9 protein-coding genes are annotated in these 12,619 nt (G+C 75.0%); all 9 read right to left on the reverse strand.

Annotated features, from left to right (window positions below):
- Positions 1-2: 2 nt before the first annotated feature.
- Positions 3-815: a lysophospholipid acyltransferase family protein gene (locus ACWCXH_RS10410; RefSeq protein WP_449800972.1), complete on the reverse strand. Its 813-nt coding sequence runs from the start codon at positions 813-815 to the stop codon at positions 3-5.
- Positions 816-915: 100 nt separating this feature from the next.
- Entirely contained in the window at positions 916-1,755 is an 840-nt protein-coding gene (locus ACWCXH_RS10415) for a GNAT family N-acetyltransferase (protein ID WP_449800973.1), read from the reverse strand.
- 252 nt (positions 1,756-2,007) lie between these two features.
- Positions 2,008-3,387 (reverse strand): serine hydrolase domain-containing protein, encoded by a 1,380-nt coding sequence (locus ACWCXH_RS10420; protein WP_449801131.1) that lies wholly within the window; start codon positions 3,385-3,387, stop codon positions 2,008-2,010.
- Between the two features lie 60 nt (positions 3,388-3,447).
- Entirely contained in the window at positions 3,448-4,893 is a 1,446-nt protein-coding gene (locus tag ACWCXH_RS10425; protein ID WP_449800974.1) for a M1 family metallopeptidase, read from the reverse strand.
- Between the two features lie 63 nt (positions 4,894-4,956).
- The gene (locus ACWCXH_RS10430) at positions 4,957-8,883 is read right to left on the reverse strand and encodes a Pls/PosA family non-ribosomal peptide synthetase (RefSeq protein WP_449800975.1); all 3,927 of its coding nucleotides are present in this window, start codon (positions 8,881-8,883) and stop codon (positions 4,957-4,959) included.
- Between the two features lie 343 nt (positions 8,884-9,226).
- On the reverse strand, positions 9,227-10,093 hold the full coding sequence (locus ACWCXH_RS10435; protein ID WP_449800976.1) for an NmrA family NAD(P)-binding protein: 867 nt from the start codon (positions 10,091-10,093) through the stop codon (positions 9,227-9,229).
- Positions 10,090-10,617, reverse strand: coding sequence for a hypothetical protein (locus ACWCXH_RS10440; protein ID WP_449800977.1), 528 nt, complete (start codon positions 10,615-10,617; stop codon positions 10,090-10,092). Before ACWCXH_RS10440 ends, ACWCXH_RS10435 begins: the two co-directional genes overlap by 4 nt.
- 124 nt (positions 10,618-10,741) lie before the next feature.
- Complete coding sequence (locus ACWCXH_RS10445; RefSeq protein ID WP_449800978.1) at positions 10,742-11,263, reverse strand: MarR family winged helix-turn-helix transcriptional regulator; 522 nt, start codon at positions 11,261-11,263, stop codon at positions 10,742-10,744.
- A gap of 111 nt (positions 11,264-11,374) precedes the next feature.
- Complete coding sequence (locus ACWCXH_RS10450; RefSeq protein WP_449800979.1) at positions 11,375-12,550, reverse strand: FAD-dependent monooxygenase; 1,176 nt, start codon at positions 12,548-12,550, stop codon at positions 11,375-11,377.
- Positions 12,551-12,619: the final 69 nt, after the last annotated feature.

Here is a 12,619-nt window from a genome sequence, read left to right on the forward strand (position 1 = left end):
TCTCACCTGATCCCCTCGACCGCCGCCTGCGCCGCCCGGGCCAGCTCCCGCCGCGCGCCCCAGCGGGTGGGCTGCGGCTCGGGGGCCGGGATCGGCGGCAGGAACGTCACCTCGGCGACGAGCCCGCGCACCGCGACCACCCGGGCGAGCGAGGTGAGCAGCCCGTCGTCGCCGACGAAGGCGGGCGCGCTGGTCGGCCGGCCGTCCGCCAGCCGGTAGCGGATCGTCACCGGCTGGACGAAGGCGCCCGTGTCCACCGCGGCCTGGAAGAGCGCCGGACGGAACCGCCCGCTCTCCCGCCCGCACCACGTCGACCCCTCCGGGAAGACGATCACCGGGTGGCCCGTGCGCAGCTCCCGGGCGACCGCCTCGACCGTGTCCGGCAGGGTGCGCAGCCGGTCCCGGTCGAGGAACACCGTGCCGCCCCAGGCGACCAGCGGCCCGAGCACCGGCCAGCGCCGGACCTCGGTCTTCGCCAGCGAGCGGCCCGGCCGCCCGGCGGCGATCAGCGGGATGTCCAGCCACGACACGTGGTTGGCCACCACGAGCATGCCGCCGCCGACCGCGCCGGTGGGCTTGTCGAGGTGGACGGTGACCCCGAGCGAGCGCAGCAGCGTGCGGGCCCACAGCCGGATCATCCGGTCCCGCGGCTCGTGCGGGAGGAAGCGGACCGGCAGGGTGAGCGCGATGCCCACGAGCACCGCCGCCAGGCAGACCGCGAGCCGCAGCGCCCGCCGGAGGTGCGGGACCTCCGGCGAGGCCTCGACGAGGCAGGTCTCCGGGCGGCAGGGCGCGGTGGGGAGCCAGACACTCATGCGCCCGCCTCTCCCCCAGCCGCCGGCCGGGGGGACCCCCACCGCTCGCCGAGCGCTTCGCGCAACGCGCACCTCTCGATGGTGAGTTCGCTCCGCTCACTCACTTCGCGGCGCCCGACGGCAGGCCGGGCACGCCGGCGAGGAAGTGCCGCAGGTAGCGCGGGTCGGTGCGCTCCAGCGACAGCAGCACGTAGAGGTCGGCGCAGTCGAAGTCCGGGTCGTGGGCGGGCTCGCCGCAGACCCAGGCGCCGAGTCGCAGGTAGCCGCGGAGCAGGGCGGGCAGCGCGCCCCGCTCGGCGCGAGGCACGCCGGTGGCGCCCCAGGGGCGGTGCGGGGTGACGCGGTACTCGGCGGGGGCCAGGTACTTGGCGCTGACGGTGTCCCAGACCCGGGCCGCGGTGGCGCCGCAGTCGTCGAGCGGGACGGAGCAGCAGCCGCCCAGCCAGGTGTTGCCGGTCTCGGCCATGTAGCGGGCGATGCCGCCCCACATGAGGTTGATGACGGCGCCGTTGCCGCGGTGGTCGGCGCTGACGCAGGAGCGGCCGACCTCGACCAGGCCGGGGCGGACCGGGGCCAGCGCCGAGAGGTCGAACTCGCCGTCGGAGTAGAGCCGTCCGGCCCGGCGGGCGGCCTCGGGGCGCAGCAGCCGGTAGGTGCCGACGACGGCGCCGTCCTCGCCCTCGCGGACCAGCAGGTGATCGCAGTGCTCGTCGAAGGGGTCGACGTCCAGGCCGGCGACCGGGCTGTGCAGGACGGCGCCGAGCTCGTCGGCGAACACCTGGTGGCGCAGCCGCTGGGCGGCGCGGACGTCGTCCTCGTCGCGGGCGAGGGAGACGGTGTAGGCGGGCGCGGGTCGGGGAGCCTGGCGCGGGGCGGGCACCGCCGGGGTGTCGTGGGTGGGGGCGACTGCGGTCGGAGTGTACGTGGGGACGGTGGTCATGGCGGACCCTCCAGGGCAGCACGGGCGGCGGTGCCGCGGTTCTCGTGGCACCGGCCCGGTTCGCACCCGTTGGGCATGGGCGCGAACCGGTCACTGTATGTCTCTCCGGGTCGGCTGGAATCCACGTTGCCGTTCGGCGGAGGGCAGATGTGCAGCTGCTGAATGGGACCACCCGTGCCCGGGCGGTCATCTGCCGGGCACCTGCGGGTCGTTCGATGCTCTACGGGTGGGGGTGGAAGCGGACGGACGCCGTCAGTACGCCCGCCACCCCTGCGGCTCGACCCCGCCCGGGACGGCGTCGGCCGGTCCGTACGGCTCGCGGGTGAGCACGAAGGACCCGAGGTCGAGGTGGCCGACCGTGCCGTCGGCGGCCCGGACGACGCGCAGCGTCTCGCCGGCGTAGTAGTTGTCGAGCCCGGTCCAGGTGCCGTCCGGCTCGGCGCGGAAGCGGGAGTTGCGCCCGCCGCCGTTCAGCGGGCCGAGTTCGAGGCCGCGGTCGGCGGTGAGCCGCAGCGCGTGCGGCGCGGCGCCCCAGTACCAGGGGCCGGTGAGCGCGAGCAGGTCCTGGTCCACCTCGCGCAGCGGGCGCCAGGGCTCGGGCAGGCGCGGCTCGTGCTCGGCGGTGATGGCGATCAACTGGGCGGCCAGCAGCGGGGTGTTGGTGCCGCTGGTCGCGTTGGCGAGGGCGAGGGCCGCGAGGCCGTCCCGCTCGCTGACCCAGAGCCCGGCGACGAAGCCCGGCATCGAGCCGCTGTGCCCGTACAGCACCCGGTCGTTGTGGCGCATGAGTTGCAAGCCGAGGCCGTAGGCGGTGGTCCAGTCGGGGTTGTCGGGGCCGACGGCCGGGCGGCGCATCTCGGCGATGGTGTCGCCGCGGAGCACCTTCTCGTCGCCGTCGGCGAGGAAGGCGGCCCAGCGGGCCAGGTCGGCGGCGGTGGACCAGAGTTGGCCGGCCGGGCCCATGAGCCCGGTGTCGGTGAGGGGCTCCGGCAGCATGACGTCGGCCCACGGGTGGACGGCGAAGCCGCCGGCGTGCGGATGCTCGGGCAGGAGCGTGGTGCGGTCCATGCCGAGCGGGGCCAGCACCTCGCGCCGTAGCACCTCGCCCCAGGGTTCGCCGCGCAGCTTCTCGACGAGCGCGCCGAGCAGGGCGTAGCCGGGGTTGGAGTAGTGGTGGCGGCGTCCGGCCGGGTGCTTGAGCGGGTTCCGCGCTTCGAGCAGGTCGCCGAGGGCGGGCCGCAGGGCGCCGTCGGTCCGCTCCCACCAGGGCCCGGGCGTCTCGGCGGCGAGTCCGCCGGAGTGCGCGAGCAGCTGGGCGAGGGTGGCGCCGTCGGCCGGGGTGCCGGGCAGGTGGCGGGCGAGCGGGTCGGCGAGGTCCAGCAGGCCCTCGTCGCGCAGCCGCAGGACCAGGACGGCGACGAAGGTCTTGGTGAGCGAGCCGATCCGGTACTGGACGTCGGGGGTCGGCGCGTGCCCGTCGACCATGCTGCGGGCCCCGCTCCAGACGAGGCGGCCGCCGCGCACCACCGCGGCGACCAGGGAGGGCGTCCGGCCCTCGGCCTGGGCCACGGCGGTGCGGTGGAACAGGGCGCGGCGGGTGCTGGACAGCAGCTCGTCGGACAGGTCGGTCATGTGGTTTTCCGGATTGCTCATGGACGGACAGTAGTCCAGTCCGGCGAGCGTCTCCGGTGATCAACGGTCCTGCGACGAACGGTCCCGCGAGGAACGGCCGTACAAGCGGTTGAGGCTCGGCTTCCAGTGGCGGGACTCCGGGAAGCCCGGCAGCGGCGGGAGTTCGGGCCGGTGCAGCCACGCGTCGAACAGCTCCGTGAGCGACCCCTCCGTGTAGCGGGAGGCGTGCCCGACCAGGTCGGCGGTGGCCACGACGCCGTGCCGGTGGATGCTCGTCCAGTCCTTCAGCATCCCGAAGAAGGCGCCATCGCCGAGTGCGCACCGCAGCGCGTGCACGGCGAGGCCGCCGCGCTGGTAGAGCCGGTCGTCGAACATCAGCTTCCGGCCCGGGTCGGCGAGCCGGAGGTCCTGCGGGAGCCCGGCCAGCAGGGAGTGCGCGGCGGCGGCGTGGGTGGCCGCGGCGGGGCCGCCCGCGTGCTCGGACCAGAGCCACTCCGCGTACTTGGCGAAGCCCTCGTTCAGCCAGATGTGCCGCCAGTCGGCGATCGTGACGCTGTTGCCGAACCACTGGTGCGCGAGCTCGTGCGCGATCAGCCGCTCCCGCTCCCAGCCGCCCCCGAGGTGGTTGGTGCCGAAGGTGGCGACGCCCTGCGCCTCCACCGGGACGTCCAGCTCCTCGTCCGCGACGACCACCGCGTACTCGCCGAACGGGTACGGCCCGAACACCTCGGTGAAGTACGCCATCATCGCGGGCTGCCGGCCGAAGTCGCGGGTGAAGGAGGCCACCAGCCGCTCGGGCACGTACCCGGTCTGCGGCACCACCGGGCGCTCGGTGAGCGGCACCGGCCGGTAGTGGCCGATCGACACCGTCACCAGGTACGACGGGGTCGGCGCGCTCTGCTCGTACACCCAGGTCGTGCTGGACGCCCGGGTGGTGCGGGTGAGCAGCCGCCCGCTCGCCACCACCGTGAACGGCGACGGCGTGGTGATCGCTATCTGGTAGGTCGCCTTGTCCGCGGGCCGGTCGTTGCACGGGAACCAGGACGGCGCGCCGACCGGCTGGCTGGCCACCAGCGCGCCCTCCGTCAGCTCCTCCCAGCCCAGGCCGCCCCACGGGCTGCGCACCGGGCGCGGGTTGCCGCTGTAGTGCACCTCGACGGTGAACGCCGCACCCGCCGTGAGCGCCTTCGCCGGACGGACCCGCAGCTTGCCGCCCCGGTGGGTGTAGCGGGCGGCCTTGCCGTCCACGAGCACCCGCCCGATCCGGAAGTCGGCCAGGTCGAGCGCGAACTCGGCGAGCACCGCGTTCGCGACCGCGCTCAGCCGGGCCGAGCCGCCGAGCCGGTTGGGGCCGGGCCGGTAGTCCAGCGCGAGTTCGTAGCGGTGCACCCGGTAGCGGTGGTCGCCGCTGTTCGGGAAGTACGGGTCCGGGGCTCCGGGGGGCGCCGGGACGTGCTTGGGCTTCACGGGGTCGTGCGCTTCCTGCGGGCCGGGACGGGTGGTCATGACGTGGTGCGGACGGATGGTGATGCGGGACGGGTGGTCACGAGGGACGCGGGTGGTAGTCGGTCATGACGTGGTCTGCCACGCCTCGATGGGGTTGCCCAGCCACCGCGTGTCCGCGGGGACGGACTCGGCGCGCATCACCAGCGAGGCCGGGCCCAGCGTGCTGCGCGCGCCCACCGTGCTGCCGGGCAGCACGATCCCGCCCGGGCCCAGGGTGGCGCCCTCGCGGAGGACCACAGTATCCATTCGCATGATCCGGTCGTGGAAGAGGTGGGTCTGCACCACACAGCCCCGGTTGATGCTGACCCCGTCCCCGAGGGTGACCAGGTCGGCCTCCGGCAGCCAGTAGCTCTCGCACCACACGCCGCGCCCGACCCGCGCGCCGAGCGCGCGCAGCCACAGGTTCAGCAGCGGCGTGCCCGGCACCGCGCCGACCAGCCACGGCACGGCCAGCACCTCGACGAAGGTGTCGGCGAGCTCGTTGCGCCACACGAAGCCGCTCCACAGCGGGTGTTCGACCGCCCGGAACCGGCCGACCAGCACCCACTTGGCCACCACCGCGACCGCGCAGGCCACGCCGCCGGCCGCCAGCAGCACCGGGCCCGACAGCGCCGCGGCCAGCAGCGCCGAGGAGCCGGCCAGCCAGGACAGCGCCGCGACGGTCAGCACGCCGAGCGCCCCCGAGGCCAGCACGGGCAGCAGCCGGCCCAGCTCGACCAGTCCGCGCGCCCACAGCAGCCGGGCCGGCGGCTCGTAGGTGAGGCTCTGGTCCGCCTCGTCCGCCGCGCGCGGCAGCCGCATCGGCGGCATGCCCAGGTACGACCCGCCCTTCTTGGCGTTCTCCGGCGTCGCCGACAGCACCCCGACCAGACCCCGCTTGGGCACGGCCCGCCCGGGCGCCGTCATCCCCGAGTTGCCGAGGAAGGCCCGCTCGCCGACCTTCGCCTCCCCGAGGCGCACCCAGCCGCCGCCGAGCTCGTACGGCGCCATCAGGGTGTCGTCCGCGAGGAAGGCGCCGTCACCGACCGTCGCCAGGCTGGGCAGCGCCAGCACCGTGGACACCTCGGCGCCCCGGCCGACCCGCATCCCGAGCGCGCGCAGCCACAGCGGCGTGACCAGGCCCGCGTACAGCGGGAACAGCACCTCGCGGGCGCGGTCCATCAGCTGGGTGACCGTCCACGCCTGCCACCCGACCCGGCCGTGCAGCGGGTGCACCCCCGGCACGAGGCCGATGCTCAGCAGCCGGACGGCGGCCACCAGCTGCGCCGCGTACACCCCGCCGTACGCCAGGGTCGCGGGCACCAGCCCGAGCAGGGCGCCGCGCACGGCCGTGTCGAGGTCGTCGCCGGGGCGGACGAACAGGGCGAGCAGCGTGAGGGCGGCGGCCGCCGGCAGCACCGGCAGCAGGCTCAGCGCCGCGCCGCTGGCGCCGTACATCGAGGCCCAGCGGGCCCGGCGGACCGGCCGTTCCTTGGGCCAGACGCGCTCCGCGCGGCCCAGCTTGACGGCGGGCGCGCCGCCCCAGCGCTGGCCGGTCGGTACCTGGCCGGTGACGCTGGAGCCCGGCACCACCTGGGCGCGCTTGCCGACCTTGGCGCCCGGCAGCAGCGTCGACCGGGTGCCGACCACGGCGCCGGAGCCGACCTTGACCTGGCCGACCTCCAGCCGGTCCCCGTCCAGCCAGTAGCCGCACAGGTCCACCTCCGCCTCGACCGCGCAGCCCCGGCCCAGCTTGAGCATGCCGGTGACCGGCGGCAGCGAGTGCAGGTCCACCTCGGGCGCGACCTTCGCGCCCAGCACGCGGGCGTAACGCACCAGCCAGGCCCCGGACAGCTCGGTCGCGCCGCTCACCTCGGCGAGCCGCTCGGCGGCCCACAGCCGCAGGTGGGCGCTGCCGCCGCGCGGGTAGCTGCCCGGGTGCAGGCCCCGCAGAAGCGCTCGGGAGCCGCCGGCCGCGATCGCGAGCCGGCCCGCCGGGGTGTACAGCGCGAGGGCGCCCGCGCCGACCGCCCACCAGGAGGCGGTGGGGGCCCACGGGTAGTCGCCGAGGTGGGAGAGCAGGTTGCCGGCGGCCAGCAGGGCGACCGTCCAGCGCAGGCCGACCACGGTGAACAGCGGCACCATCAGGAGCAGTTGGAGCAGCTTGGCCCTGGTCGGCACCAGGGTGACGATCCGGGCCTCGCCCCCGTCGGCGGCGGTGCGCTCCAGGTGGCGGGCGAGCTTGCGCAGCGTCGGGTGCTGGTAGATGTCGAGGACGGCCGCGCTCGGGTAGCGGGTGCGCAGCAGCGTGGTGAGCCGGGCGGCGGCCAGGCTGCCGCCGCCGATCGCGAAGAAGTCGTCGCGCGGGCCGCTGACCGTGACCCCGAGGATCTCGGACCACTGCTCGGCCAGCCAGGCCTCGGTGCCGTACAACTGCTCGGCGGGCCCGGCGGCTTCCAGGTCGGGCAGCGGCCAGGGCAGGGCGCCCCGGTCGACCTTGCCGGACGTCCGGGTGGGTAGCGTGTCGACCGGCGCGAGCAGCGGGACGAGTGCGGCCGGCAGCTCGGCGCGCAGCCGCTCGACGGCCTGCTCGCGGTCGAAGCCGTCCTGCACGACCAGGTAGCCGACCAGCAGCTGGTTGCCTCCGCGCGCGGTGCGGACGGCGGCCGCCGCACCCGCGACGCCCGGCAGCGCCTGGAGCGCCGCGTCGACCTCGCCGAGCTCGATCCGGCGCCCGCCGAGCTTGATCTGCTCGTCGGTGCGGCCGAGGAACAGCAACCCGGCCGGGTCGGCCTCGACGAGGTCGCCGCTGCGGTAGGCGCGCTCCCAGCCGAGCGAGGGCAGCGACGCGTACTTCTCGGCGTCCTTCTCCGGGTCCAGGTAGCGGGCCAGGCCGACGCCGCCGATCACCAGCTGGCCGGTGCCACCGGGGGCGACCGGCTCACCGGCCTCGTCGACCACGGCGAGGTCCCAGCCGTCCAGCGGCAGGCCGATCCGCACCGGGCCCTCGCCCGTCAGCAGGGCGGCGCAGGCGACCACGGTCGCCTCGGTCGGGCCGTAGGTGTTCCACACCTCGCGGCCCTCGGTGACCAGCCGCTGCACCAGCTCGGGCGGGCAGGCCTCGCCGCCGAAGATCAGCAGCCGCACCTCGTTGAGCGCCTCGGCCGGCCACAGCGCGGCCAGCGTCGGCACCGTGGAGACCACGGTGATCTCCTGGTCGGCCAGCCACGGGCCGAGGTCGGCGCCGCTGCGCACCTGTGAGCGGGGCACCGGCACCAGGCACGCGCCGTGCCGCCAGGCCAGCCACATCTCCTCGCAGGAGGCGTCGAAGGCGACGGACAGGCCGGCCATCACGCGGTCGCCGGGGCCGATCGGCTCCTCCTGGAGGAAGAGCGCGGCCTCGGCGTCGACGAAGGCGGCGGCATTGCGGTGGGTGACGGCGACGCCCTTGGGGCGGCCGGTGGAGCCCGAGGTGAAGATGATCCAGGCGTCGTCGGCGGGGGTGGGGCGGCTTTCCGCCGGGCTCCGGCGTTCCGCCGTGTCCGGGCGTTCCGCTGTGCCTCGGCGTTCCGTCGTGGTGGTGAGGGCGCGGCCGGCGCCGAGGACGGCGGCGACGGCGGCCTCCTCGAACACCAGCTGGGCGCGCTCGTCCGGGTCCTCGGCATCCACCGGGACGTAGGCGGCGCCGGCCGCGAGGACGGCGAGGATCGACACGTACAGGTCGTTGGTTCCGGACGGGACGCGCACGCCCACGCGGTCGCCGGGGCCGATCCCGGTGGCGGTGAGGCGGCGGCGCAGCTGCTCGACCTCGGCGGCGAGCGCGCGGTAGCTGAGCACGGTGCGGCCGTCGTCGAGGGCGGGCTCGTTGGGGTGGGCGCGCACGGTGGTGTCGAGGATGTCGACGAGGGTGCGGGGTGCGGGGGCCGGGCGGCCTGGGAACAGGGCCTGGCCTGGCGTGCTGTTCTGCTCCGGCTGGTTCGGTTCAACCGGCTGGTTCGTTTCACCTGTCATGGCAGCCCGTCGCTCCTCGTCCTCGCCCCGTTCCACTCCGGGGCTGGAGTAGACAACCGACCGATGGTAGCCCGGGGGTGCGGTCGGTGACGGGTTCTGTACTGGCCGGTAGTCGAGGCAACTTGGCGATCAGTGACTGAATCTGACTCAACATCAGTCATTAACTGTGTCGTGGTGGTGCCTATGTGACTGAACGTCAGTTATTTTGACTGACCGTCAAGTTTCGATCGGCATCGTGAGGCATGCCACATCGCACAGTGCTCCGTTCGGGTGGCGGGCCCGGGATTTCGGCCCTCCCGGCCGCTGTTCGGGCCCGCCGTGCCTGCGGAGAGGATCGGGGGAATCAGCGGAAGAGGGGCAGGTTCTCCTCCAGGAAGGCCGGCAGGGTGCGCGGGGCGCGCCCGGTCAGGCGGGTGATCGTCGGGTCCGGCTCCTCCCGGCGGATCGTTGCGAGCCGCTGGATCTCCACCACGTGCGTGGCCAGCCAGCCCGGCATCCCGGCCCGCGTCACCAGGTGGGCGCGCAGCTCGTCGGGGGAGAGGTCGACGTAGTGGACCGGCCAGCCGAGCAGTTCGCCGAGCAGCCCGGTCAGTTCCGGGTAGCTGTACGCCCGCCCGCCGGTGAGCTCGTACGTGCCGCCCGCCAGCTCCGGCCGGGTGAGCACGTCCGCGGCGATGTCGCCGATGTCCCGGACGTCGATGTAGTTGCAGCGCGCCCGCCCCATCGTGCCGTGCACCACCCCGGCCGCGGCTATGCCGGGCGAGAGCAGCAGGAGCTTCTGCATGAACGCGTACGGGCGCAGCACGGTGGCGGTGACGCCGGAGGCGCGCAGATGCTCCTCGATCCGGTGGTGGCCGCGCGAGACGGCGACGGGGGAGCACGGCTCGGCGGCGGGGGCGGAGATCTTGACGATGTGCTCCACGCCGCACTCCTTGGCGACGTCGATGGCGTGCAGTTCGTGCTCGACCTGGCGGGGGCCGTTGGCCATGGTGAGGAACAGCTGGTGGGCGCCCCGGAGCGCGGTGTGCATCGACTCGGGGTCGGCCGCGTCGGCGAAGACCGGCTGGGTGAGGGTGCGGGTCCGTTCGTCGAGGGAGGCGGCCAGGCGGGCGGGGTCGCGGCTGAGCGCGCGGGTCGGCGCGCCCAGGGCGGCGAGGCTGCGGAGGGCGGCTCCGCCGGTGGTGCCTGCGGCGCCCATGATGGCGATCATGCGGTCCGCCTTTCGGAGTGCGGGGTCGAGGGGTGCGGGCTTGCGGGGTGGGGGCTTGCGGCGGGTGGGGCGGCCCGGTGCTGGGGGGTGCGGCGTGGGCGGCCGGCGCGCCAGCGCAAGGTGATGAGGGTTGCGGCGATCGCCGAGGAGACCGGCAGGTCGACGGGCAGGCGGCTGGGCCACGCCCGGTCGGCCAGGGCGGGTATCCGGGGCAGCCAGTGCGCGCCCGCGAGGCCGAGGGTCAGGGTGACGGCGGCTGCGCCTGCGGCGAGGACGATCGCGACCAGGACGCGGGGCGCGCGGGCCGCCCAGGAGTGGGCAGGGCGGTGCCGCAGCCGGGCGCCGATCGCGGCGGCGACGACGGCGGACGTGCCGGCGATCGTGGTGACGGCGGCGACCGTCAGCTCGGGCCGGCGGGTCGCGACGCCGCCGAGGCCGGCCATGAGGGCGGGCATGGCGTAGGCGGTCAGGACCTCGCGCCAGAGGGTGAACGGCGGCGGTGCGCCGGGGGCCTTCGTACTCAACGGGCGTCCTTCCTGTCGGGACTAGTGATGAGGTGGCTAACTATTAGGGTGGAATCTGATTAGTTGGCTAACTTTTTGGGTGTGAGGTGGGCCGCAGCGGGTTGCTGCGGCCTGTCGGGGGTGATCAGTCGCTGGTCAGTGCGTCGATGCCCTCGACCACGCGGGCCAGGAGGTCGAGGAAGGTCGTGCGCTCCTCGACCGAGAGGCCGTCGACCATGGCCTGCATCCGGCTGTAGTGCTCGGGCGCCATGTCGCGCAGCCGTTGGGCGCCGCGCGCGGTGAGGATCACCACGTTGCCCCGGCCGTCCTCGGTGGACGGGCGGCGGGCCACTAGGCCCTCCCGTTCGAGTCCGTCGACCAGTCCGGTCACGGTCGCCCGTGACACGCCGAGGCTCGCCGCGAGCCGGGAGGGTGACTTCTCGCCGCCGTGGTCCTCCAGGTCGGCCAGCAGTCGGTAGCGGCCGGTGGAGAGCCCGAACCGGCCGAAGTGCGCCTCGCCGGCCTGCCCGAGCCTGGCGCCCGCCGTCATCAGCCTGGCCGCCACCAGCACCGCCTGCGGGTCGGCCGAGAGGCCGTAGCGGGCGATCTGGCGGCGCGCCTGGTCGAGGGTGGGGGCGCCGTGACCGGCGCCTGGTTGCTGCGTCATGGATTTAATATGGCGGCTAATCAGTTGCTCGGTCAAGCCCGGCGGTCCGGGCGTGCCCCGTTGGCACTGCGCGCACGCCGGGGCGGAGCCTTCGGGCTCGCCCCGCCGGTGCTACACGGCGCGCGGCGCGAGGTGGGGCGGGGTCCAGTCGGCGTGCTTCAGGACGGTGCGGACCATCGCGCCGGGCGGGGTGAGGCGGATCGCCGCGTTGCGCAGGCCCACGGCGATCGGGTTGGCCAGCTGCGGCCCCATCCGGCCCGCTCGGCGGGCGTCGCGAGCCACCGTCAGGGTGCGGGGGCGGCGTGCGGCGTCGTAGCGGGTGAGTGCGGTTTCGAGGTTGCTGCTGTCGGCGACGGCGGCCGCGAGCGTCACCGCGTCCTCCAGGGCCTGGCAGGCGCCCTGGCCGAGGTGGGGCGTCATGGCGTGGGCCGCGTCGCCGAGCAGGGCGATCCGACCGACGGCGAAGGAGGGGAGGGGAGTCGCGAGCTCGTTGACGTCGTGGTGCAGGACGGCCTCCGGCCGGGTCGCGGCCAGCAGCGCCGGGATCGGCTCGTGCCAGCGGGCGAACCGGCGGCGGACTTCGGCGAGGGGGTCCCGGTAACGGACGCCGGCCGGGGCGTTGAGGACGGCGTGCCACTCGGCCCGGCCGTCCGGGAACGCGATGTGGCCGAACTCGGCGCCGTGGCCCCAGGTCAGCTCGAAGTCGCCGGTCAGGCCTTCGACCGGATGGTCCGTGATCGCCCGCAGGACGGTCGAGCCGGCGTGGACCGGGCCGGGGTGGGAGGGGAACAGGCGGCGGCGCAGCTTGCTGTTGATGCCGTCGGCGGCCACGACGAGGTCCGCCTCGTGGGCGGTGTCGCCGTAGGTCACCCGGGCCCGGGACGGCGAGACGGTGGCCACGTCCGTGACCTCCTCGCCGATCACGAGGCACTCGGCGGGTATCGCGTCGCGCAGGATCCGGTGCAGGTCGGCGCGCGGGATGCCGACGATCGGCACGCCGAGCTCGCGCTCCAGGGCGACGCCGTCCATCAGGGCGAGGCGGCGACCGTCCGGCGTCCGGGTGCCGCCGGTGTACTGGCGGCGGGAGGCCGCCTCGACCGCGTCGGCGACGCCGAGCGTGGCGAGCGAGCGCATGCCGTTGGCGTGCAGCGAGATGCCCGCGCCCGCGTCGTCCAGGACCGCGGCCCGCTCGACGACGGTCACGTCCCACCCCACCAGCCGGAGCCCGATCGCGGCGGCCAGGCCGCCGATACCGCCCCCGACCACCACTGCGCTGTCGTTGCTCATGGCCGGCCCCTTCCCGTGCCGCGGTGCTGTTTTCTACAGCTGTAGAAGGAGGGTACTACGGGCTTACGG

The sequence above is a fragment of the Kitasatospora sp. NPDC001660 genome (assembly GCF_053596725.1).

Excerpts from the sequence above, each read along its gene's own strand:
- ACWCXH_RS10410 (WP_449800972.1), bottom strand. The coding sequence starts at position 815 with ATGAGTGTCTGGCTCCCCACCGCGCCCTGCCGCCCGGAGACCTGCCTC.
- ACWCXH_RS10415 (WP_449800973.1), bottom strand. The coding sequence starts at position 1,755 with ATGACCACCGTCCCCACGTACACTCCGACCGCAGTCGCCCCCACCCAC.
- ACWCXH_RS10420 (WP_449801131.1), bottom strand. The coding sequence starts at position 3,387 with ATGACCGACCTGTCCGACGAGCTGCTGTCCAGCACCCGCCGCGCCCTG.
- ACWCXH_RS10425 (WP_449800974.1), bottom strand. The coding sequence starts at position 4,893 with ATGACCACCCGTCCCGGCCCGCAGGAAGCGCACGACCCCGTGAAGCCC.
- ACWCXH_RS10430 (WP_449800975.1), bottom strand. The coding sequence starts at position 8,883 with ATGACAGGTGAAACGAACCAGCCGGTTGAACCGAACCAGCCGGAGCAG.
- ACWCXH_RS10435 (WP_449800976.1), bottom strand. The coding sequence starts at position 10,093 with ATGATCGCCATCATGGGCGCCGCAGGCACCACCGGCGGAGCCGCCCTC.
- ACWCXH_RS10445 (WP_449800978.1), bottom strand. The coding sequence starts at position 11,263 with ATGACGCAGCAACCAGGCGCCGGTCACGGCGCCCCCACCCTCGACCAG.
- ACWCXH_RS10450 (WP_449800979.1), bottom strand. The coding sequence starts at position 12,550 with ATGAGCAACGACAGCGCAGTGGTGGTCGGGGGCGGTATCGGCGGCCTG.